This is a genomic window from Arthrobacter sp. BGA-UO-ETr-C19, assembly GCF_059568005.1.
Genome location: NZ_JCAQPC010000006.1, coordinates 115,313 through 135,167, shown reverse-complemented (window position 1 = coordinate 135,167; position 19,855 = coordinate 115,313). Strand labels below are relative to the sequence as shown.

Genomic DNA, 19,855 nt, shown 5'->3' with positions numbered 1-19,855 from the left:
TCCTTGGGGCAGATCCAGGCCTTCACAAACGCGCTCATCGGCGCCATAAGGCGCGCTGGCCCCGAATCCCGCGTCATGCGAGACGCGGAGTGGCTGAAATCGCTAATGATAATGATTATTATTAGTCACATGTTGACGAGACGATTCACTTTTCCTGCCCCGACCGCCACCCGCCGCCGCGGCCGCCCAGGGGATCCGCTAACAAGATCGTCCAGACGATCGTTCAGGGCGCCTTCCAAAGGACCGCTCGCAGCGCCGCTGGCCGCGCCGGCGGCCGCCGCCTGCGGAGCTGTCCTGCTGCTGTCAGGCTGCGCCGGCCCCGCGCAGAGTGCCGCCGAACGTTCCACCAGCCCTTCCCCGCACGCAGAGGTCGCGCAACCTGCCGAGCTTCGTGCACCTGAGCCGCGCCTGGTCTACACCTACGCTGGCGGCGTCGGAGTTCTGAACGCAGCAACCCTTGAGCCTGCGGGGGACGTTGCGGTGGACGGCTACAACCGCATCAGCCCTGCGGGGGACGGCCGCCACGTCCTGGTGGCAGCGGGCGACTCGTTCCGCGTCTTTGATGCCGGCGCCTGGACCGAGCGGCATGGCGACCATGGCCATTCCTATGCCACCCGGCCAACACTGACCGATCACGCGTTCGCGGCGAGCAAGCCTGGCCATGTGGTGCGGCACGCCGGCAGGACCGTCCTGTTCAGTGACGGGTCCGGCAAGGTGGAGTCCTTTGAATCGGCCGCCCTCGGGGCGCTGGCGGACGGCAGGCTTCCGGAGACGACGACCTACACCGCGCCCGAGGCCCACCACGGCGTGGCTGTGGAACTGGATGACGGCAAGCTGCTGGTGACGGTGGGGGACGAGAATGCCCGCAACGCCGTGGCCCTCCTGGGGCAGGCCGCGGGCCGGGGCCGCAAGGAGATCCTCCGGAGCCAGAACTGCCCGGGCGTCCACGGAGAGGCGGTGGCCGGCGAAAACACCGTGATCTTCGGCTGTGAAGACGGGATGCTGGTGTTCAAGGACGGCAAGTTCGCCAAGGTCGCCAGCCCTGCCGCCTATGGCAGGATCGGCAACCAGGCCGGCTCGCCGGCGTCGCCTGTGGTGCTGGGAGACTACAAAGTGGACAGGGAAGCGGTCCTGGAGCGGCCCACCAGGATTTCCCTGGTGAACACGGACACCAAGGCCCTGAGGCTGGTGGAACTCGGGGCCAGCTATTCCTTCCGGTCGCTGGGGCGCGGACCGGCCGGGGAGGCGCTGGTCCTCGGCACCGACGGCAAGCTGCGTGTTCTCAACCCGCTTACCGGCGCCACCGTGTCCACGATCCCCGTCGTGCCGGCCTGGGAGGAGCCAGAGGCGTGGCAGGACCCGCGGCCCACCCTGTACGTTCAGGGCGCCATGGCCTACGTCACCGAACCGGCCACGCGGAAACTCCACGCCGTCGACCTGAAGGCGGGAAAGGCCGTCCGCACAGCAACGTTGGCCCACACACCGGATGAACTGACGGGCGTCACCGGCTGAGCAGACGGCATCACTGACCGGCCGGGCTGACAACAAACCGGCCGAAACAATGGAAAAACATCAAAACGACGGCGGCCGCCCACCGGGCACCGAAGCGCCAGGCGAGCAGCCGCCGTCGTTATTTCCTGGACAGTCAGCGCTCTGGAGCGGCGCTGCATGGCCGGGAATTGTTACGCGAGAACCTTGAGCTTTGAATTGCTGCGGCCGAACAGGGCTGCGTCCGCAGAGAGGCGGCCGGCTCCGGCAAGGGCGATGGCGGCTGCCCCGGCTGCAAGCAGGAGAACCAGCTCGTAGCCGCCGGTGGCGACGAATACTCCGGCCGAGGCGTGGACCAGGAAGAGGGCCCCAAGCATGTCCAGGGCGAGCAGTGCGGCGAAGACGCGGGTCAGTACGCCAAGGATGAGGGCGATGCCGCCCACCAGTTCCAGCGTGGCGACGATCGGGGCAGCGACCTCAGCGGCCGGGACCCCCATCTTGGCGAAGGATGCCTGCGTGCCGGCGATGGTGAATTCGTTGAACTTCTGCCAGCCGTGCGCGGCGAAGAGGAATCCCGCGATCACTCGCAGGATCGTCAGGGCTGTGGTGGTCTGGGTGGACTGGTTCATGGAGATTCTCACCGTTCGGATCGATTGGGGGTTTGTCTCTATTGGGAACGCGGTGTGGAGCGCGTCGGGTGAAGCTTCCCTTCCACTCTCCCGAAATTTCGTTGAAGAGTCAACTAATGTGTCGCAGTTATCCTTTCTGCGGCAGCTAGGCTGAACGCGTGCCCCAACCGCCTTCCGCCGCCGTTTCCACCCCAAAACCCGAGAGCCATGGCCGCGAGATCCTCCGGCTCGCCGTTCCCGCCTTTGGCGCGCTGATCGCCGAACCGCTCTTTTTGCTTGCCGATTCGGCCATCGTGGGGCACCTGGGCGTGGCTCAGCTGGCCGGCGTTGGACTGGCCTCGGCGGTGCTGCATACCGCGGTGGGGCTGATGGTTTTCCTGGCCTACTCCACCACGCCTGCCGTGGCGCGGGCGGTAGGGGACGGCCAACTGGGCAGGGCGCTGGCCGCCGGGCGCGACGGCGTCTGGCTCGCCCTGCTGCTCGGAACCGCGCTGGCGCTGGCAGGGTTCCTCGCCGCGGATCCGCTGATCGGGCTCATGGGGCCGAGCCCGGAGATCCGCACGTTCGCCGTGGACTATCTGCGCTGGTCCATGCCCGGGCTGGTCGCGATGCTGCTGATCTTCGCGGGCACGGGCGTGCTGAGGGGGCTGCAGGACACCCGGACGCCCCTGGTGGTGGCCACGGCGGGATTCTCGCTGAACGTCGTGCTGAACCTGGTGCTGGTTTACGGTCTCGGGCTGTCTGTGGTCGGTTCTGCGGTGGGAACCAGCATCGCGCAGTGGGCTATGGCTGCGGTGTATCTGGTGATGGTGCAGCGGAACGCCCGTCACCACGGCGTCAGCCTGCTGCCCGACTGGCACGGCATCCGGGCCATGACCAAGGTGGGCTCCTGGCTCATGCTGCGGACCCTTAGCCTGCGCACCGCCATTCTCGCCACCGTCCTCGTGGTGACGGCCCAGGGGGCCGTGAACCTGGCTGCCCACCAGCTGGCCATGACGGTCTTCACCTTCCTCGCCTTCGCACTGGACGCCCTGGCCATCGCCGCGCAGGCGCTGATCGGCAAGGAGCTGGGGGCCTACAACCCCGGCAAAGCCCGGATCCTGACCCGGACCATGATCCGCTGGGGCGCCGGCTTCGGTGTGGCCACCGGCGTGCTGCTCGCCCTGGCGGCCCCGTTCGCCGGTGCGCTCTTCACCCCCGACGCCGGCGTCCAGTCGGCGCTGACCGCGGCACTGTGGGTCCTGGCCGCGGGCCAGCCGCTCGCCGGATACGTGTTCGTCCTCGACGGGGTGCTGATCGGGGCCGGCGACGCGAAGTATCTGGCGATTGCCGGCGTCGTAAATCTCGCGGTGTACCTTCCGCTGCTGCTGGCGGTGCCGCTGGCCGGGGCCGACGGCGCGGCGGCGCTGGTTTGGGTGTGGGTGGCCTTTTCACTGGGCTACATGTGCGCCCGGGCCTTGACCCTGGGACTGCGGGCCAGGACAGACCGCTGGATGGTGCTCGGCTCCTAGCTCGCGGCCCGGGATTCGCGGGCCCAGGTTGGCGCACTAAACTGGAGCGGTGAGTTCCCCCGTTAACCCTGCTGAATCCGACGTGCCTGCCCCCTCGGCGGAGCTGTGGAAACCCGCCCTGCTGCGGGCCGCCGCCGCGCTGGTGTTCGGCGCCGTGACAGTGTTCTGGGCGGCTCCTTCCGTGACCGGAATGTCGCTGGCGGGCGGGGCGTATCTGCTGGCCACCGGCCTGATCCTGCTGTGGGGCGTTCCGCTGACCGGCTTCCGCAGGGAGGCGCCTGCCGGCCGCATGCTGTCCGCTGCCGGCGCAGCCCTGACGGGTGCCGGAGTGGCCCTGCTGTTCCTGCACGGCAGCCTGGTGTTCGCCGTGATTGGCGCGTTGGGGTTGGCCGCGGCGTCGGCGGCCGAACTGTGGCTGGGCATTAAATTGCGCGGACGGCATGTCCTGGCCCGCGACTGGCTCGCCTCCGGAGTCATCGGGCTGGGCACGGCCGGCACCCTGCCGTTCTTTGTGGGCCTTGGCCCGCATGCGCTGCTGGGGGTTGCCGGCGGCGGGGCCATAATCTCGGGCGTGCTCTGGATCCTGGCAGGCCTCTCCCTCCGGCATGATGCGCGGGCGGACGCGTCAAAGGCCGTAAACTAGTACCAGGGCTTCTACTCGTTGTAGAACAGCCTTCGGCAAACCAGTACCCCTTCAGGACCAGCACACATCACAGAGGGCAGGCCGCATCGCGCCGCCCGCACGGGAGGAATCACCTTGGCACACCAGAAACCAGGAGAACCGCGCAATCTGCGGACCTCGGTGAAGGGACCCCTGATGTTCTCCGCCTTCTGGGCTGTGGTGGCGTTCGTCGCAGTGCTGATTTTTGCTTCCGGCGGCAGCGCCCGGTCGCCGCGGTTCGACCTTGCCTTCACCGCCGCCGGCATCGCCTTCATTGTCACGCTCGTCATCGCCGCGATGCTGTCCATGAGCTACAAGGACAACGCCGCCCACCTGGGCAAAGGCTCCGGCGTGAACCTGAGCTCGGCCCGGAAGTCCTCGCAAGGACACGGCGGCCATGGGACCCAGGGAACCCAAAATGAGGGAACCCAGCGCCGCCCGGATGCCCCGGGCGCTGCTGGTTCGGCCGGAACCGGCGAATCCGGGCCCAACGGCGAAGCCTCCTAACGCACGACAGTTAGTCGCCGCCGGCGCGGCATAGTCTCTGTACGCGCAGATTGCTTTCCGCTGGAGCTGATTACTCTCCGCTGGAGCTGATTGCTTTCCGCTGGCGCTGATTACTCTCCGCTGGCGCGGCGCGCCCGGTAAGCCGCCACATGCGCGCGGTTGGCGCAGTTTCCGGTGTCGCAGTACCGCTTGGACCGGTTCCGGCTGAGGTCGAGCACCGCCGCGTCGCAGTCATCGGCAGCGCACACGAGCATGCGGTCCATCTCCTTGCTGCGGATCACGTCCACCAGCGCCATCGCTGCTTCCGTGCCCATCCTGTCCGCCAGGGGGGCATCGTGCGTGGTGGCGTGCAGGTGCCAGTCCCACTGGTCGTGCTTGAGGAGCTGGGGGAGTGCTTGGGCCTCGCGCAGGAGCCGGTTCACGCCAGCCACGGCCGTATCCTCATCCGCTGTCCACAGGGCTGCCAGTTCCGTCCGCAGTGCGTGGATGCTGGACAGCTCGGCGGCGTCGTGGGTGCGGGAACCGGTAAAGCCCTCCTGCCGCAGGAACTCGTCCAGATCCTCCACCGTGGCCAGGTTTTCCTCGCCATTGGCGGCCGAATTGATGAGCTTCACCACGAAGCGCAGGGAGAGTTCCGTGTCAGGGGCAAAAACCATCTTGACTCCTTACAATGTGGAGGCGTAGTGTCAGGACCAATACCCCACTTTACTCCTGACGGGAGGCATCCGTGCCCGCATCGAACAACCGTGCCGAAATGTCGCTTACTTCTGCGGTGGCGCCGGCAAAAGCGTCCGGCTTCCTTGCGTCAGGACTGGGTGTCGCCCTTTTTTCCTCCGCGATCTTCGGGCTTTCCGGCTCCTTCGCCAAGGCGCTGCTGGAAACCGGCTGGACGCCCGGTGCTGCCGTCACTGCCCGGCTGACGGGGGCCGCGCTCATCCTGGCAATCCCTGCAGTTCCGGCACTCCGGGGCCGGTGGCACCAGCTGCGGTCGAACTGGCTGACCATTGTCCTGTTTGGCCTGATCGGCGTCGCAGGCTGCCAGCTGTTCTACTTCAATGCGGTGGCTAGGCTGTCTGTTGGCGTGGCACTGCTGCTCGAGTACCTCGGCCCGGTATTGATTGTGCTGTGGCTCTGGGTGGCCAGCCGGAAGCGGCCGCGCCCCCTCACCATCGCAGGGACGCTGCTGTCCCTGGGCGGGCTGGTCCTCGTCCTGGACCTCACAGGGGCAGTGAAGGTTGACGCCGTCGGCGTGCTTTGGGGCCTAGCCGCCGCTGTGTGCCTTGCCATCTATTTCTTCCTCACGGCCAAGGAGAACGACACTCTGCCGCCCATCGTCCTCGCGTCGGGCGGGCTTCTGATGGGTGCGGCTGTCATGTGGCTGACGGCGGCCACCGGCCTCCTGCCGATGGCCATGAGCACCGCCGATACCAAACTCGGCCCATGGACCACGCCGTGGTGGGTTCCGCTGGGCGGTCTTGTGGTGCTGGCGACCGTCCTGGCTTACGTTTCCGGGATCATGGCTGCCCGTGCTCTCGGCACCAAGGTGGCCTCGTTCGTGTCCCTCACCGAGGTACTGTTTGCCGTGATCTGGGCCTGGCTGCTGCTTGGCGAACTGCCCGGTGCCATCCAGCTCGCGGGCGGAATGCTGATCGTGGGCGGGGTGCTGTGCGTCCGGCTGGATGAGCTCCGGGGAGCCAAACCGGGGGCCCAGGCAGCGGTGACTGGACCGCTCGACCACGCGAACGACGTCGAACCCGTCCCCTAAGTCTTCAATGACGGACCCGTCTTTAGTGACGGGCCAGTCTTTAGTGACGCAGCGCTTAAATGCCGGAGGGCCGGACGCATGGTGCGTCCGGCCCTCCGGTGCGTTCCCGGTTTAGCGGGAGGCTTCCTCCTGCTGGGAAGCGTTGCGGCTGGCCTGCTTGCCGGCCTCGTCCAGTGCCTGCGCCACCTTGGCGAGGGCTGCTGCGTGCTGGCCGTGCCACTCGCTGCGGAACTTGTCAGCGTCCGGGCCCTTCCAGTCGGTGCCCTCGAGCACCTTGGTCAGCAGGGACTTCTGCTTCTCGATTTCGTTCGAACCAGCCTGAAGCTTGGTGCCCAAGTTCTTCAGCTGCGCAATGTCCGCACCCCAAATAGCCATTAGATATCTCCTTTAATCAACGGACCCGATCCAGTCGGCATCCCCAGCGGCCTCCGGCTCGTCCGGAAGATCCATTGCCTAAAAACTATCCTCCGGTCCAAAAGTGTGTCGATGGGCAGTGCTCCCCATGGAGTCCTCCCCATGGGCAGAAGCCCCTCCAGAAGGGGGCCCGGAAGGGTCGATCCTCGGCGTTCCAGAGCCTAGCATGGGGGTATGTGCCGGAATATCCGAACCCTCCACAACTACGAACCCCACGCGACGTCCGAAGAGGTGCACGCCGCGGCGCTGCAGTACGTCCGCAAAATCAGCGGCAGCACCAAGCCCTCGAAGGCCAACGAGGAGGCGTTCGAGCGCGCCGTGCACGAGATAGCGCACGTGACCCAGCACCTGCTCGAATCCCTTGTGACGCACGCTCCCGCCAAGGACCGCGACGAGGAAGCGGCCAAGGCGAAGGCGCGGTCGGCCGTGCGCTTCGGGACGGCTTAGGGTTTGGGTCCCGCCGGCCCAAGTGAGTAGCAGCAGAGGGCGTTCCCACGGCTGGGAACGCCCTCTGCTGCGACCTAGTTGGGTACTACCTGCCGAAGCGGCGCAGCCTGAGCGAGTTGGCCACCACCAGCACCGAACTCGCCGCCATGGCCACGCCGGCCACCATGGGATTGAGCAGGCCGAGGGCCGCCACCGGAATGCCCACCGCGTTGTAGAAGAAGGCCCAGAACAGGTTGGTCTTGATGGTGGCGAGCGTGCGCCGGGACAGCTCGATTGCGGTGGCAACCTGCCCGAGGTCGTTGCCCATTACGGTCAGGTCGGCGGCTTCGATCGCCACGTCCGTGCCGGAGCCCATTGCGATGCCAAGGTCGGCCTGCGCCAGGGCCGCGGCGTCGTTCACGCCGTCACCGGCCATGGCCACGGTCGCGCCGCCGGCCTGCAGCCGCCGGACGGCTTCCACCTTGCCTTCGGGCAGCACGCCGGCGAAGACATCGTCCGCGTCGATTCCGACGGCGGCAGCCACCTGGGCCGCGACCGCGGCGTTGTCGCCCGTGAGCAGCAGGGGCCGCAGGCCCAGAGCCTTGAAGCGTGCGACGGCCGCCTTCGATCCCGCTTTGACGGTGTCCCGCAGCTCGATGAGGCCGGCAGCCTCGCCGTCCACGGCCACCCAGATTGCCGTGGCGCCGGACTCTTCAGCGGCGCGGAGCGCCTGACCCTGCGCGGGCGTGGTCTCAACGCCGTTGTCCCGGAGCCAACCGCTGCGCCCGGCCACCACGAGCCGGCCTTCAACGGTTCCCACCACTCCGCCGCCCGGCGCGGAATGGAAGCCGACGACGGCGGGCAGGCCAGCGCCGTCGTCCGCTTCACTGCCGCCATGGCCGGTGTGCCGCCGGCCCGTCGCGGGCACTGCGGACCTCGCGGCCGCAGCGATCGCGGCGGCAATCGGATGCTCCGACGCTGACTCGACCGCACCGGCCAGCCGCACGACTTCCGCCTCGCTGAACGGGGCGAATGCCGCGGAAGCGACGACCGACAGCTGGCCGCTGGTGACGGTTCCGGTTTTGTCCAGCAGGATGGTATCCACCGTTCGGGTGTCTTCCAGAACCTGCGGACCCTTGATGAGGATGCCCAGTTGCGCGCCGCGACCCGTCCCGGTCAGGAGGCCCACGGGGGTAGCCAGGCCAAGGGCGCAGGGGCAGGCGATAACCAGCACGGCCACCGCGGCCGTGAACGCCGCGCGAAGCTCCGGCCCCGTGATGTCCGGCCCGGCGGCAAGCAGCCAGCCAGCGAACGTGAGGACGGCGATGGCCAGGACCACCGGCACGAATACCGCGCTGATTCGGTCAGCAAGCCGGGCGATGGGCGCCTTTCCGGTCTGCGCCTGGGAAACGAGCCGCCCCATCTGGGCAAGGGTGGTTTCGGCGCCGACGCGCGTGGCCCGGACCAGCACACGGCCGGACGTGTTGATGGTGGCACCTGTGACAAGGCTGCCCGGGCCAACGTCCACGGGAACCGATTCGCCGGTGACCAGCGAGGCATCCACTGCCGAGGCGCCGTCCACCACCACCCCGTCGGTGGCGATCTTCTCACCGGGGCGGACCAGGATCAGGTCCCCGACCGCCAGCCGGCTTGCGGGGATTTTCGCTTCGGTCCCGTCTTTCAGGATAGTGGCGTCCTTGGCGCCCAAGTCCAGGAGGGCGCGCAGGGCGTCCCCGGCCTTCGACTTGGCGTTCGCCTCCAGGAACCGGCCCAGCAGGAGGAATGTGGTGACCACGCTGGCCACCTCGAAGTACAGGCCGCCGGAACCCGCACCCATCTGTTCCATGCCGGGGTGTTCGGTCAGGCGGGGGCTGGCCAGGAGCTGCCAGGCGGAAAACAGGTAGGCGGCGATGACGCCGAGCGATACCAGGGTGTCCATGGTGGAGGCGAAGTGGCGGGCGTTGACGGCGGCCGCCTTGTGGAACGGCCACGCCGCCCAGCTGACCACGGGCAGCGCCAGGGCGCCCACCACCCAGCCCCAGTTGGGGAACTGGAAGGCGGGGAACATCGAGATCAGGAACACCGGCACGGCCAGAACGGCCGCGACGAGCAGGCGCGGCTTCAATTCGGGTGCCGTGCCGCCGTGGTTCATGTGGTCTTCGTGGTGCTCCGGGAGGGGCTTCTTGATCCGGGCCTTGTAGCCGGCTGAGGCTACTTGGTCTGTGATCTGCTGGTCCGTGATGCCTGCCGGGACTGTTACCCGGGCCGTTTCCAGGGGGAGATTGACCGTGGCCTGGACGCCGTCGAGCTTGGCGAGCTTCTTTTCCACCCTGTTCACGCACGACGCACAGGTCATACCCTCGACGTCGAGTTCGATCACCCGGCGGCCGGAGCCTGCGGGAAGGTATTCGGTGCCCATGGCTGGTCCTTCTGTGGTGGTGCTCTTGTGATGCTCGGTGTGCGGGCGGGGCGGGGCGTTAGGCCTCGTTGGCTACCACGAGGTAGCCCGCCTCGGCCACTGCCTCGCCGATTTCCGAGGGGGAGAGCTTCTGCGTGGAGGTGATGGTGACAGTCGAAACGCCGCCGGCATTGAGGTTGATGTCGATTTCCTCGACGCCGGCCAGTGCCTCGAGTTCCTCGCTGACGGCGGACACACAGTGCCCGCAGGTCATCCCGGAGACGTGGACTTTTGTGGAGATGGTGCTCATTGCTGACTCCTCGTTGGTGCGCTGACTGGGCTGGCCAGCTGGGTGGGTGGTGGTTTCTCCGCTAGCGCAGCAGGCGCCCGATGGCACCCGCCGCCTCCTTGACCTTGACGTCTATGGCTTCAGCCCGCAGGTCCGGATCAGGTTCAGAGGCTGCCCCGACAACGCAGTGGCCGATGTGTTCTTCCACGAGGCCCAGGCTGACGGCGTGCAGGGCCTTGGTCACGGCCGCGACCTGCGTCAGGATGTCGATGCAGTACTTGTCCTCCTCGACCATCCTGGCGATTCCGCGGACCTGCCCCTCGATCCGCCGGAGCCGGCGCAGGTACGCGTCCTTGTCCGCCGTGTAGCCGTGCGGCAGGGGTTCAGTAACAGCTTCTCCGTTGGGCGCCGTGGGCGTCCGTCCTTCGGAAGTCTCCATGCCCCCAAGTTATACCCCTAGGGGGTATCAGTCAAGGAGGATTGGGGAAGGCAGCGATAGTGCGAAAGTGAGGATGCGAAAGGGAGGACTGACGCCCGGAGGTTTTGGGCAACAAAAAAGCTCCGGAGCGCGTTATTGGGGGATACGCACTCCGGAGCAGTCTTTGGGCGGGCTCTGGATCAGCCTGCCTGATTAGCTTACTTGCCGGTAGCCAAGTTGGCCACCGCATCGAATAACTACTTTCGCTTTACTTTCCCTGGCCACATAAAGGCGCCGGCAAAGCTGCCATCCTGCTACTCCGCCGTGTCCTGATGCGCTGCCATCCGGAACGGGACCACCAGCACGGGCCGGCTCTGGTGGTGGGTGAGCCAGGCGGCCACGGAACCGTTCAGGAGCTCCGTTACGCGGTGCCCGAAGCCGCGTTCCGGCGTACCCACGACGATCATCGGAGCATTTACTTCCGATGCCAGCCTGCCGAGGGCGCGGGCGGGGTCTCCGGCCAGCGTGCGCAAGGTCCACGCCGGTCCGCCCTCCTGGATGGCCGACGTGATGACCGACTTCAGTTCTGTGGTTACGGAACGGATATCGTCGTCGTCCCTGTCTGGATGCAGGGAAAGGCGGTGCGCGGAGCGCGCCGGATCCCACTCAACGAGATAGCTTGCCTCGTCCACATAGGCGCAGAGCAAGGGGGCTGACAGCTTCTGGGCGAGGGTGACGGCGGTTTTGAGGACCTCCGGATGCTGGCCGGGAACCATGCCCACGAGGAGGGGAGGCGGGCCGCTGAAGTGCTCTGCATCCATAGTCAATTGTGTGCCCTCGGCGTCAGGAAACACCAGAGCAATCCCGGCCTTCGCCCCAGCTCAGCGGCCGTTTTCAATCCTGCGGTCCGGCTGCTGCCCTGCGGGACGGGGTGGCGATTTTCCCTTGAATCCCGGGCGCCGCGAGCCTAGCGTGGAGACGTAGAAAGGCGGCATCCATGCAGATTTACATGTGGTGGCTTGATCTGGACCTGAAAAGCAAGGAGTGGCTTCGCGAGAACCTGCGGGCCGGCGACGTTCCGCTGTTCGTGATGCAGGGCATCGCCGAAGCGGGAGGTCCGCACCCGGACACGCCGCAGGCAGTCCTCACCGAAGCCGAGTGGGATTTCATCGAGACGCAGTCTGAGTTTGTGGACTGAGGATTTCCCAGACTGACCGGCCCGCGGACGCGCGGGCCGGTCAGTCCCGTGCGGCCGGTCAGGCCGCGCGCACCACCGGTAACTCGTCCCAGTGCGTGGTGTAGCGCGGCGATCGCATTCCACGTTTCATGCTCCAGTCCAGGCCGCTCCTCAGGCCTGCGAACCCTAGCCCGATCGCGCCCCTGCCGTACTTCCGGCTGATTTCCTCCCCATGGCATTTAGCCGTTTTTCCAGCCGGCCCGCCACGCCCCAGGCCTCCGAGACCGGCAACCGGGCCATGAGCAGTTCACGTGCCTCCGGATCCATCGACTCCCAGCGGCACACCCCTCCGAGCGCGAGGTTGTTCTTGGCCCACCGGTTCGCGAGTTTGGCGAGCGTCTTGGTGGCAGCGATGCCGACGCACACGGGCACCCCGATGTTGCGCTGGACCGCCGCCTTGATGGTCTGGCCGAGAACCACCACCTGTTCCGGGCTACCCTTGATGCCCAGGAAGGCCTCGTCGATGCTGTACACCTCGAGCCAGGCCGAGTACCGTCCCAGCAGTTCCATGACGCGGGCGCTGATGTCGCCGTACAGTTCATAGTTGCTGGACCGGGCAACGAGGCCCCACTCCCTGGCCCGGGGGGCGATCTTGAACCACGGTTCGCCCGTGCTGATCCCCAGGGCCTTGGCCTCCGGACTGCGGGTCACGGCGCAGCCGTCGTTGTTGGAAAGCACCACCAGCGGTTTGCCTTCGAGGGAGGGGTCGAACGCACGCTCCGCGCTGGCGTAGAAGCAGTTCACGTCCACCAGCGCTATTTGTTGCCGTGTCTCAGACATGGTGCAGGCACCTCGTGGCCACGCCCCAGATGGTGAGGTCTGCCAGGGCGGGGACGCTGATGTCCGGATACAGGGGGTTGGCCGCCTGGAGCACCACACCGGCCGCGGTGATCTTCAGGCGCTTGATGGTGAGTTCGCCGTCCAGCACTGCGACCACCACGGATCCGTCCCGCGGTTCCAGTGCACGGTTGACGATCAGTTCGTCGCCATCACTGATGCCGGCCCGTTCCATGGAGTCACCGGACACCCGCACGATGTAAGTGCTGGTGATGTCCTTGATCAGGTGCTCGTTCAGGTCGATCCGCCCGTCAAAGTAGTCCTGGGCGGGGGACGGGAAGCCCGCCGCTACAGCCACGGGGGAGATCAGCACCAGCCGCAGGGAAAGTCCCGCCTCTATCACGCGGGGACCAATGATCACGCCCACAACACACCTTTTTTCGAATATATGTTCGATAGTTCAGTGTAGTCCCCGTGGCTGACAGAATGCAGCAAGGCCGGGCAGCGGTTGTGTTCATCACACGTTCGTCGCGCCGTCTCCGTCGCAGCGGGTCTGCGTCGCATACTGGTCTCATGGGGATGCAAGGCGCAGGAGGATCAGTGGTGGAAACCTTGAAAAGGGTGGTGCGGAACGAGTACTTTCCGGCAGCAGCCGTGCTGACGCTGGTGGTGCTCTTCTGGGTTGCGGGCCTGTTCGGCGGCCTGTCCCTGCTGAGCCGGAGCCAGCCCCCGATCGCCACGCTCACTTGGCTGCTGTTCGTTTACGCCGCCGCCGTCCTGACGCCCCTGGCCGGAATCCTGGCCGCCGCCGATCTGCTCCGCCGGTGGTGGCGAAACCGCCGTGCCGCGAAAGCCGGCACGGCGAAAGCCGCGAAAATCGGGTCGTAGGGCCGGCCCTGGCAACGTGTCCGGGCAAACCCGTGGGGGCCAAAACCATTGCAGCCCCTCCGCCCGAGTGGTTGCATGGGGTGCATGAATGCCTCAGAGAGTTTCGTTTTAGCAATCGGGACCAAAAAAGGCCTCTGGGTGGCCACCAGCCAAGACCGGAAGCAGTGGTCCTTTTCCGGCCCGCACTTCCTAATGAGCGAGATACCGAGCATCGGAATCGACACGCGGGACGGCCGCACACGCATCATGGTGGGCGTGCGGTCGGAACACTGGGGCCCGTACGTTGCCCACTCGGATGATCTGGGGGCCAGCTGGACCGAGCCCGAGCAGGGTGCCATCAAGTTCCCCGAAGGCACCGACGCCGCCGTGGAACGGATCTGGCAGATCTACCCCGACGCGGAATCCCGCCCGGGGGTGGTGTGGGCCGGCGCGGAGCCGATTTCGGTGTGGAAATCGACCGACGGCGGTGAGCACTTCGAGCTGAACCGCGGCCTGTGGGACCACCCGCACCGCAGTGAATGGGGTGCTGGTTATGGCGGCGCGGCCGCCCACTCGATCGTGGTCAACCCCGCCGGAGACAACGTGCACGTGGCCATGAGCACCGGAGGCGTGTACCGCTCGCTCGACGGCGGGACGTCCTGGGAGCCGCGGAACAAAGGCATCTCCGCCTACTTCATGCCCGATCCCAACCCGGAATTCGGCCAGTGCGTGCACAAGATTGCGGCGGACGCCGCCGTCGAAGGCCGCCTTTACGCGCAGAACCACCACGGCGTGTACCGCACCGATGACAACGCCGAGAACTGGGAATCGATAGCGGAGGGCCTTCCGGCCGACTTCGGGTTCGTCATGCTGACGCACCCCAGGCGTGCAGGCACGGCTTGGGTTGTCCCCTTAAAGGCCGACGGCGAACGCATTCCGCCGGGCGGAAAGCTCGCCGTGCACCGTACCGACGACGCCGGCGCCACGTGGAAGCGCCTGGACTCTGGGCTGCCGCAGTCAGAATTCAATGCCGTGCTTCGTGACGCGGCCAGCGTGGATTCCGCTGAACCCGCTGGCGTGTACTTCGGAACGCGCGGGGGCGCGGTATATGCCAGCGCTGACGAAGGTGAAACCTTTGCGGAGGTGGCGTCCCACCTGCCGGATGTGTTGTGCGTCCGCGCTGCTGTTGTGGCCGGGGCCCCGGTTACTGCGGCGGCATCTGCGTGAGGCTGTGCAGTGGCTGAGATCAGCGTGGTCCTTCCCAGCGTCCTCCAGCCGCTCGCCGGCGGGCAGTCCATACTGACTGCACCCGCCGACGGGGCGGTGACCGTGGGAAGGTTGCTGGATTCCGTGACCGGGACCTACCCGGTACTCGCCAGGCGGCTGCGGGACGAAACGGGTGCCCTCCGCCGCTACGTGAATATTTACGTGAACGGTGAGGAGGTCCGGCGTCTCCGCGGCCTGGAAACGGAAGTTTCTGCCGGCCAGGAAGTGCTGATTATTCAGTCGGTGGCCGGCGGCTAGGTGGCTCAGGCGACGCGCCAAACGCTGCACTCGTCGGTATTGATGGCCTTGCGCATGCCCGTGTGATGATCCATGATCCACACGACGCCGATGCCCGGGGCTGTCTCCTGGACGCTGCCGCGGCGGATGATGACGTCGTCATAGCTCGGGCCCACCGACAGGCGGGCCTCGATCTCGTCGCCGCGATGCAGCTGGTCCAGGGCACGGACCCGGGTGATGTGGGGTTTGGCTTCCTTCAACATGGCGTGGCCTCCTGAGCTGGAGCTGGTGCCTGCAATTGCCGGCACAACCAGTGTGGCGCGGTATTGTTGCGCACGCGTTTCCTGCCAGTTAGCGCCCGGTTAGTTTCCGGAGCCGTAACGGTTTCCGCGTACCATCGGCGGGCGGGGGGCTGCGGCCGGCCTGTGGGGGCAGCCTATGCGGACAAGCCATTGACCGGCGATTCTTCTGGAACAAGACTTTCAGTGGGCCAGCAGCCCGCCACCGTCGACCAGGAGGAGCCAGCGATGACCACCCAGGAAACCGAGGCAGAAGCGGCCTACCGGGCCGGCCGGGAATGGTTCAAGAGCGCGGTGGTGTACCAGATCTATCCGCGCAGCTTCGCGGACTCCGACGGCGACGGCATCGGTGACCTCCGCGGGATCATCGGCAAGCTGGACTACCTGCAAAAACTGGGGGTCGACGTCGTCTGGCTTTCACCCGTGTACCGGTCACCGCAGGATGACAACGGCTACGACATCAGCGACTACCGCGACATCGACCCCGTGTTCGGCGACCTGGCAACCCTCGACGAACTGCTGGACGGCCTGCACTCGCGGGACATGAAACTGGTGATGGACCTCGTGGTCAACCACACCTCGGATGAGCACCCGTGGTTCGTGGAATCCCGCTCCAGCAAGGACAACCCGAAGCGTGACTGGTACTGGTGGCGGCCGCCGCGTGAAGGCGCCGGGCCGGGAACAGCGGAGCCAGGCACGCCCGGCGCCGAGCCCAACAACTGGGGCTCTGCCTTCTCGGGGCCGGCCTGGGAGTACGACGCGGAGACAGGGGAGTACTACCTGCACCTGTTCTCCAGGAAGCAGCCGGACCTCAACTGGGAAAACCCGGAGGTGCGGGCCGCCGTGTACGACATGATGAACTGGTGGCTGGACCGGGGCGTGGACGGGTTCCGGATGGATGTCATCAACTTCATCTCCAAGGACCAGTCGCTGCCGGACGGTCCGCAGGCCGACGGCATGCTTTATGGCGATGGCGGACCGTACTTCATCTGCGGGCCGCGCATCCACGAGTTCCTGCAGGAGATGCACCAGGAGGTTTTCGCGGGGCGGGACAAGGACCTGCTGACCGTGGGCGAGATGCCTGGCGTCACCGTCGAGGACGCCGCCTTATTCACAGATCCCGGCCGGCGGGAGGTGGACATGGTGTTCCAGTTCGAGCACGTGGCACTCGACCAGGAGGGCGGCAACAAGTGGCGGCCCAAGAAACTGCTGCTCACCGACCTCAAAAAGTCACTGGGCCGCTGGCAGGAAGGGCTCGCCGAGAGCGGCTGGAACAGCCTCTACTGGGGAAACCACGACCAGGCCCGCGCCGTTTCCCGGTTCGGCGACGACGGCCCGTACCGGGAGTTGTCGGCGAAGATGCTGGCCGCCGTCCTGCACCTGCACCGCGGCACGCCGTACGTCTACCAGGGCGAAGAGCTGGGCATGACCAACATGGCGTTCGGCGCCATCAGCGACTACCGGGACATCGAAGTCCTCAACCACCACCGCGAAGCCACCACGCACCTGGGCCACACCGACGCCGAGGTCCTCGCGGCCCTGGCACCGCTGAACCGGGACAACGCCCGCACGCCCGTGCAGTGGGACGCCAGCCGGCATGGCGGCTTCACCACCGGGGCGCCCTGGATTGCCGTGAACCCCAACGCGAACACGATCAACGCCGCGGCCCAGGTTGACAACCCCGGTTCGGTCTTCAGCTTCTACCGCAAGGTGATCGCCTTGCGGCACTCGGATCCCGTGGTCGCGTACGGGGATTTCAGCATGCTGCTGCCCGACGACGAACACGTCTACGCGTTCAGGCGCTCGCTTCCGGATGCGGAGCTCCTGGTCCTTGGCAATTTTTCGGGGACCAACCGGACAGCCGGGATTAACGGCGGCACCTGGTCTGACGCGGGCGCCGAGCTGGTGCTGGGCAACTATCCGCCGGACGCCGGCGAGGTGCAACCCTTCGACCTGCGCCCTTGGGAAGTGAAGGTCTTCCGCCGGAACGTGTAGCGCAGCTTAGGGCGCCAGGCGGTCGCCGGGCCGGTGGACGCGGAACCAGCGGTAGCCGTACCGCCCCAGCTCAACGCTGAACCCGCCGTCGGCCTCCAACGGAACATTCCCGCCGTCGAACAGATCCAGCAGCATGGCGTCCCTGAAGCCCCGCGGCGCACCGTCCTCGGACCCGACCTTCGCGGTGACCTTCACCGGCGCGTCGCCGAAGTTGTGCAGCAGGACCACGGTGGCCTCCGCCGAGCTGCAGCGGTGCGCAAACACGGCCCGCTCGGGCTGTTCGAGGACGGCGAACTCGCCCCAGCCCAGCTCCGGTGACTCGCGGTACCGCTGGATGAGCGTGGCCATGAAGTTCCACAGCGACCCGGGGTCCCTTTTGGCGCTGGCCGCGTTGACCTTTTCCGGGCCGTACTCCCCGCGGGGCAACGGGACCACCAGCTCGGACACCTTGGCGCTGGAGAAGCCGCCGTTCTTTTCGTCGTTCCACTGCATGGGCGTGCGGACCGCGGCGCGGCCCTTCTGCCGCAGGTCCTCGCCCATGCCGATCTCCTCGCCGTAGAAGAGGACCGGTGTGCCGGGCAGGGAGAACATCAGCGAGTAGGCCATCCGGATCCGGTCGGCGTCGCCGTCCAGCATCGGCGGCAGCCGGCGCCGCAGTCCCCGCCCGTAGAGCTGCATGTTCTTGTCCGGCCCGAACGCGGCGAAGACCTCTTCCCGCTCTCCGTCGCTGAGCTTGTCCAGCGTGAGCTCGTCATGGTTGCGCACGAACATCGCCCAGTGGTTGTCGGGATGCAGCCGCGGACGCGTTTTCAGCGTTTCGGCCAGCGGACGGGCGTCCTGCCTGGCGAGCGACAGGTAGATGTGCTGCATGGACATGAAGTCGAACTGCATGTTCAGCTCGTTGCCTTCGCCGCCGCCGAAATACTCCAGCTGGTCCTTATACGGCAGATTCACCTCGCCCAGCAGCACCGCACCGCCGTTGCGCCGGTTAACGAAGCTGCGCAGGGCGCTGAGGTAGTCGTGCGGGTCGATGTTGGCCGCCTCGTCCTTGGGCGCGCCCCGGGTCTCCAGAAAAAACGGCACCGCATCCAGCCGGAATCCGTCCAGCCCGAGCTCCAGCCAGAGGCCCATGGCCTTGGCGATCTCGTTGCGGACCTTGGGGTTGGTGACGTTGAGGTCCGGCTGGTGCTCCATGAACATGTGCAGATACCACTCGCCGGTGGCATCGTCCTGGGTCCAGATGGAGGTCTGTTCGCCCGGGAACACCACCTCGGAGGACGTGTCCGGCGGCGGATCGCTCCGCCAGACGTAGTAGTCCCGGTACGGGTTGTCCACGGATTTGCGGGCCTCGACGAACCAGGGGTGCTGGTTGGAGGTGTGGTTGACCACGAAGTCCGCGATTACCCGGATGCCGCGGTCCTTCGCGGTGCGGATGAACTCCACGAAATCGCCCAGCGTACCCAGCCGGCGGTCGACGTCGAAGAAGTCCGTCACGTCGTAGCCGTCGTCGCGGTCCGGTGACGGATAGAAGGGCATGAGCCAGATGCAGTTCACGCCCAGCGCCGCCAGGTAGTCCACGCGCTGGGTCAGGCCGCCGAAATCACCGGTGCCGTCGCCGTCCTGGTCAAAGAACGTCTCAACGTCGAGGCAGTAGACGACGGCGGTCTTCCACCACAGGTCCGATGTCTCCGCGATGTTCATGCCACGGGAACCTTGCGCAGCTGCGGCAGGACGCTCTGCGCGAAGGCGTCGATAAACGGCGCCTGATCCTGCCCCACGAAGTGCAGGTACAGCTCGTCGAAGCCGAGGTCCAGGTACTCGCCCAGCCACTGCACGTGGCGGTCCAGGCTGGCGGAGACGTTCACCGATTTCCTGACCTGGGCTTCCCCGACGTCGGTGCTGACGCCGTCGAAGTGCGCCGCCGTCGGCAGGTCCCAGGGGATGGGCGGGGTGAAAACGTTCGAACGCCACTGGTCCATGGCAATGGCGGCGGCGTCCTCCTCGCGGGGAGCCCAGGACAGGTGGATCTGCAGCACGGCCTTCCCCCTGCCGCCCTCGGACCGGTACGCCGCCAGCATTTCCGTCAGCTTTTCGGCCGGCTGGTTCACCGTCACCAGGCCGTCAGCCCACCCGGCGGCCCGGCGGGCCGTTTCCACGCTGATGGCCGGTGCAATCAAGGGCGGCGGTGGGGAGGGCACATCCCAGATCCGCGCCTGTTCCACGGTGACCAGGCCGTGGTGGGTCACCTCCTCGCCCGCGTGCAGCCGGCGGATGATCTCCACGCACTCCTCCAGCCGTTGCTGGCGTGTTTGCTTCTGCGGCCAGGGGTCGCCGGTGACGTGCTCGTTCATGTTCTCGCCGCTGCCCGGGGCCATCCAGAACCTGCCCGGAAACATGGACGCCAGCGTGGCCGAAGCGTGGGCGATGATGGCCGGGTGGTACCGCTGGCCCGGCGCGGTGACCACGCCGAACCGCAGGCTGGTGGTGGCCAGGGCTGCCCCGAGCCAGGACCACGCGAAGCCCGAGTGCCCCTGCCGCGCCGACCACGGTTCGATGTGGTCCGAGCACATGGCGGCGTCGAAGCCCGCCTCCTCGGCGAGCCGGACGTCCTTCAGGAGCTGGCCGGGGCTGATCTGTTCATGCGATGCGTGGAAACCGATAGCTGCCATCG

The 19,855-nt window shown here is 66.8% G+C and carries 23 protein-coding genes and 1 pseudogene; 11 read left to right on the top strand and 13 right to left on the bottom strand.

Going from position 1 to position 19,855, the window contains the following annotated elements:
* Window positions 1-129 precede the first annotated feature (129 nt).
* On the top strand, window positions 130-1,512 hold the full coding sequence (gene aztD / locus AC57BR_RS01660) for a zinc metallochaperone AztD (RefSeq protein WP_496358052.1): 1,383 nt from the start codon (window positions 130-132) through the stop codon (window positions 1,510-1,512).
* Between the two features lie 170 nt (window positions 1,513-1,682).
* Here aztD and AC57BR_RS01655 read toward each other — a convergent pair whose 3' ends face one another.
* A complete protein-coding gene (locus tag AC57BR_RS01655; RefSeq protein WP_496358051.1) occupies window positions 1,683-2,117 on the bottom strand; it encodes a DoxX family protein in 435 nt (144 codons plus the stop codon).
* Between the two features lie 158 nt (window positions 2,118-2,275).
* On the opposite strand from AC57BR_RS01655, the gene AC57BR_RS01650 reads away from it, so the two are divergent.
* The 3 genes from AC57BR_RS01650 to AC57BR_RS01640 all read left to right on the top strand — a co-directional run bounded on the left by AC57BR_RS01650 (window position 2,276) and on the right by AC57BR_RS01640 (window position 4,796).
* A complete protein-coding gene (locus AC57BR_RS01650) occupies window positions 2,276-3,628 on the top strand; it encodes an MATE family efflux transporter (protein WP_496358050.1) in 1,353 nt (450 codons plus the stop codon).
* A gap of 49 nt (window positions 3,629-3,677) precedes the next feature.
* On the top strand, window positions 3,678-4,271 hold the full coding sequence (locus tag AC57BR_RS01645) for a hypothetical protein (RefSeq protein WP_496358049.1): 594 nt from the start codon (window positions 3,678-3,680) through the stop codon (window positions 4,269-4,271).
* 114 nt (window positions 4,272-4,385) lie between these two features.
* Window positions 4,386-4,796, top strand: a complete 411-nt coding sequence (locus AC57BR_RS01640) for a hypothetical protein (RefSeq protein WP_496358048.1) — start codon at window positions 4,386-4,388, stop codon at window positions 4,794-4,796.
* A gap of 110 nt (window positions 4,797-4,906) precedes the next feature.
* On the opposite strand, the gene AC57BR_RS01635 is transcribed toward AC57BR_RS01640, so the two are convergent.
* Entirely contained in the window at window positions 4,907-5,452 is a 546-nt protein-coding gene (locus AC57BR_RS01635) for a CGNR zinc finger domain-containing protein (RefSeq protein ID WP_496358047.1), read from the bottom strand.
* 98 nt (window positions 5,453-5,550) lie between these two features.
* Here AC57BR_RS01635 and AC57BR_RS01630 point away from each other — a divergent pair, with 98 nt between their 5' ends.
* On the top strand, window positions 5,551-6,561 hold the full coding sequence (locus AC57BR_RS01630) for an EamA family transporter (protein ID WP_496358046.1): 1,011 nt from the start codon (window positions 5,551-5,553) through the stop codon (window positions 6,559-6,561).
* Between the two features lie 111 nt (window positions 6,562-6,672).
* On the opposite strand, the gene AC57BR_RS01625 is transcribed toward AC57BR_RS01630, so the two are convergent.
* Complete coding sequence (locus tag AC57BR_RS01625) at window positions 6,673-6,936, bottom strand: hypothetical protein (RefSeq protein ID WP_307098374.1); 264 nt, start codon at window positions 6,934-6,936, stop codon at window positions 6,673-6,675.
* Window positions 6,937-7,149: 213 nt separating this feature from the next.
* Here AC57BR_RS01625 and AC57BR_RS01620 point away from each other — a divergent pair, with 213 nt between their 5' ends.
* Window positions 7,150-7,422 carry a DUF2277 domain-containing protein gene (locus tag AC57BR_RS01620; protein WP_496358045.1) on the top strand — a complete coding sequence of 91 codons (273 nt, stop codon included), beginning with the start codon at window positions 7,150-7,152 and terminating at the stop codon, window positions 7,420-7,422.
* Between the two features lie 85 nt (window positions 7,423-7,507).
* Here the strand turns inward: AC57BR_RS01620 and AC57BR_RS01615 are convergent, their stop codons facing one another.
* From AC57BR_RS01615 to AC57BR_RS01600, 4 genes are all read right to left on the bottom strand, one after another.
* Window positions 7,508-9,820 carry a heavy metal translocating P-type ATPase gene (locus AC57BR_RS01615; RefSeq protein WP_496358044.1) on the bottom strand — a complete coding sequence of 771 codons (2,313 nt, stop codon included), beginning with the start codon at window positions 9,818-9,820 and terminating at the stop codon, window positions 7,508-7,510.
* Between the two features lie 58 nt (window positions 9,821-9,878).
* Window positions 9,879-10,109, bottom strand: a complete 231-nt coding sequence (locus AC57BR_RS01610; protein ID WP_496358043.1) for a heavy-metal-associated domain-containing protein — start codon at window positions 10,107-10,109, stop codon at window positions 9,879-9,881.
* A 61-nt stretch (window positions 10,110-10,170) separates the two neighbouring features.
* A complete protein-coding gene (locus AC57BR_RS01605; RefSeq protein ID WP_496358042.1) occupies window positions 10,171-10,527 on the bottom strand; it encodes a metal-sensitive transcriptional regulator in 357 nt (118 codons plus the stop codon).
* A 293-nt stretch (window positions 10,528-10,820) separates the two neighbouring features.
* Window positions 10,821-11,327: a universal stress protein gene (locus tag AC57BR_RS01600; protein WP_496358041.1), complete on the bottom strand. Its 507-nt coding sequence runs from the start codon at window positions 11,325-11,327 to the stop codon at window positions 10,821-10,823.
* 176 nt (window positions 11,328-11,503) lie between these two features.
* Between AC57BR_RS01600 and AC57BR_RS01595 the strand changes: the two genes are divergently transcribed.
* Window positions 11,504-11,704 carry a hypothetical protein gene (locus AC57BR_RS01595; protein ID WP_102972543.1) on the top strand — a complete coding sequence of 67 codons (201 nt, stop codon included), beginning with the start codon at window positions 11,504-11,506 and terminating at the stop codon, window positions 11,702-11,704.
* A gap of 58 nt (window positions 11,705-11,762) precedes the next feature.
* On the opposite strand, the gene AC57BR_RS01590 is transcribed toward AC57BR_RS01595, so the two are convergent.
* The 3 genes and pseudogenes from AC57BR_RS01590 to AC57BR_RS01580 all read right to left on the bottom strand — a co-directional run bounded on the left by AC57BR_RS01590 (window position 11,763) and on the right by AC57BR_RS01580 (window position 12,947).
* A complete protein-coding gene (locus AC57BR_RS01590; protein ID WP_496358116.1) occupies window positions 11,763-11,858 on the bottom strand; it encodes a DUF4113 domain-containing protein in 96 nt (31 codons plus the stop codon).
* Between the two features lie 53 nt (window positions 11,859-11,911).
* Window positions 11,912-12,523: pseudogene (locus tag AC57BR_RS01585) on the bottom strand (Y-family DNA polymerase); the annotation flags it as partial.
* The gene (locus AC57BR_RS01580) at window positions 12,516-12,947 is read right to left on the bottom strand and encodes a LexA family protein (protein WP_496358040.1); all 432 of its coding nucleotides are present in this window, start codon (window positions 12,945-12,947) and stop codon (window positions 12,516-12,518) included. The pseudogene AC57BR_RS01585 and the gene AC57BR_RS01580, both read right to left, overlap by 8 nt.
* A 176-nt stretch (window positions 12,948-13,123) precedes the next feature.
* On the opposite strand from AC57BR_RS01580, the gene AC57BR_RS01575 reads away from it, so the two are divergent.
* The 3 genes from AC57BR_RS01575 (at window position 13,124) to AC57BR_RS01565 (ending at window position 14,911) form a co-directional block, all read left to right on the top strand.
* Entirely contained in the window at window positions 13,124-13,408 is a 285-nt protein-coding gene (locus tag AC57BR_RS01575; RefSeq protein ID WP_496358039.1) for a hypothetical protein, read from the top strand.
* Between the two features lie 75 nt (window positions 13,409-13,483).
* A complete protein-coding gene (locus tag AC57BR_RS01570) occupies window positions 13,484-14,614 on the top strand; it encodes a WD40/YVTN/BNR-like repeat-containing protein (RefSeq protein ID WP_496358038.1) in 1,131 nt (376 codons plus the stop codon).
* Window positions 14,615-14,623: 9 nt separating this feature from the next.
* Complete coding sequence (locus AC57BR_RS01565) at window positions 14,624-14,911, top strand: MoaD/ThiS family protein (protein ID WP_496358037.1); 288 nt, start codon at window positions 14,624-14,626, stop codon at window positions 14,909-14,911.
* 5 nt (window positions 14,912-14,916) lie between these two features.
* On the opposite strand, the gene AC57BR_RS01560 is transcribed toward AC57BR_RS01565, so the two are convergent.
* Window positions 14,917-15,153: a hypothetical protein gene (locus AC57BR_RS01560; RefSeq protein ID WP_306920070.1), complete on the bottom strand. Its 237-nt coding sequence runs from the start codon at window positions 15,151-15,153 to the stop codon at window positions 14,917-14,919.
* 264 nt (window positions 15,154-15,417) lie between these two features.
* Here AC57BR_RS01560 and AC57BR_RS01555 point away from each other — a divergent pair, with 264 nt between their 5' ends.
* Entirely contained in the window at window positions 15,418-17,184 is a 1,767-nt protein-coding gene (locus AC57BR_RS01555; RefSeq protein ID WP_496358036.1) for a glycoside hydrolase family 13 protein, read from the top strand.
* Between the two features lie 6 nt (window positions 17,185-17,190).
* On the opposite strand, the gene AC57BR_RS01550 is transcribed toward AC57BR_RS01555, so the two are convergent.
* Both AC57BR_RS01550 and AC57BR_RS01545 read right to left on the bottom strand, forming a co-directional pair.
* The gene (locus AC57BR_RS01550; protein ID WP_496358035.1) at window positions 17,191-18,885 is read right to left on the bottom strand and encodes an alpha-amylase family protein; all 1,695 of its coding nucleotides are present in this window, start codon (window positions 18,883-18,885) and stop codon (window positions 17,191-17,193) included.
* Window positions 18,882-19,853 (bottom strand): TIGR03885 family FMN-dependent LLM class oxidoreductase, encoded by a 972-nt coding sequence (locus AC57BR_RS01545; RefSeq protein ID WP_496358034.1) that lies wholly within the window; start codon window positions 19,851-19,853, stop codon window positions 18,882-18,884. Before AC57BR_RS01545 ends, AC57BR_RS01550 begins: the two co-directional genes overlap by 4 nt.
* Window positions 19,854-19,855 lie beyond the last annotated feature (2 nt).

What these genes read in the sequence shown, in the direction of transcription:
- aztD (WP_496358052.1), top strand. Translation starts at nt 130, where the DNA reads ATGTTGACGAGACGATTCACTTTTCCTGCCCCGACCGCCACCCGCCGC.
- AC57BR_RS01655 (WP_496358051.1), bottom strand. Translation starts at nt 2,117, where the DNA reads ATGAACCAGTCCACCCAGACCACCACAGCCCTGACGATCCTGCGAGTG.
- AC57BR_RS01635 (WP_496358047.1), bottom strand. Translation starts at nt 5,452, where the DNA reads ATGGTTTTTGCCCCTGACACGGAACTCTCCCTGCGCTTCGTGGTGAAG.
- AC57BR_RS01630 (WP_496358046.1), top strand. Translation starts at nt 5,551, where the DNA reads ATGTCGCTTACTTCTGCGGTGGCGCCGGCAAAAGCGTCCGGCTTCCTT.
- AC57BR_RS01625 (WP_307098374.1), bottom strand. Translation starts at nt 6,936, where the DNA reads ATGGCTATTTGGGGTGCGGACATTGCGCAGCTGAAGAACTTGGGCACC.
- AC57BR_RS01620 (WP_496358045.1), top strand. Translation starts at nt 7,150, where the DNA reads ATGTGCCGGAATATCCGAACCCTCCACAACTACGAACCCCACGCGACG.
- AC57BR_RS01615 (WP_496358044.1), bottom strand. Translation starts at nt 9,820, where the DNA reads ATGGGCACCGAATACCTTCCCGCAGGCTCCGGCCGCCGGGTGATCGAA.
- AC57BR_RS01610 (WP_496358043.1), bottom strand. Translation starts at nt 10,109, where the DNA reads ATGAGCACCATCTCCACAAAAGTCCACGTCTCCGGGATGACCTGCGGG.
- AC57BR_RS01605 (WP_496358042.1), bottom strand. Translation starts at nt 10,527, where the DNA reads ATGGAGACTTCCGAAGGACGGACGCCCACGGCGCCCAACGGAGAAGCT.
- AC57BR_RS01600 (WP_496358041.1), bottom strand. Translation starts at nt 11,327, where the DNA reads ATGGATGCAGAGCACTTCAGCGGCCCGCCTCCCCTCCTCGTGGGCATG.
- AC57BR_RS01595 (WP_102972543.1), top strand. Translation starts at nt 11,504, where the DNA reads ATGCAGATTTACATGTGGTGGCTTGATCTGGACCTGAAAAGCAAGGAG.
- AC57BR_RS01570 (WP_496358038.1), top strand. Translation starts at nt 13,484, where the DNA reads ATGGGGTGCATGAATGCCTCAGAGAGTTTCGTTTTAGCAATCGGGACC.
- AC57BR_RS01560 (WP_306920070.1), bottom strand. Translation starts at nt 15,153, where the DNA reads ATGTTGAAGGAAGCCAAACCCCACATCACCCGGGTCCGTGCCCTGGAC.
- AC57BR_RS01555 (WP_496358036.1), top strand. Translation starts at nt 15,418, where the DNA reads ATGACCACCCAGGAAACCGAGGCAGAAGCGGCCTACCGGGCCGGCCGG.
- AC57BR_RS01550 (WP_496358035.1), bottom strand. Translation starts at nt 18,885, where the DNA reads ATGAACATCGCGGAGACATCGGACCTGTGGTGGAAGACCGCCGTCGTC.
- AC57BR_RS01545 (WP_496358034.1), bottom strand. Translation starts at nt 19,853, where the DNA reads ATGGCAGCTATCGGTTTCCACGCATCGCATGAACAGATCAGCCCCGGC.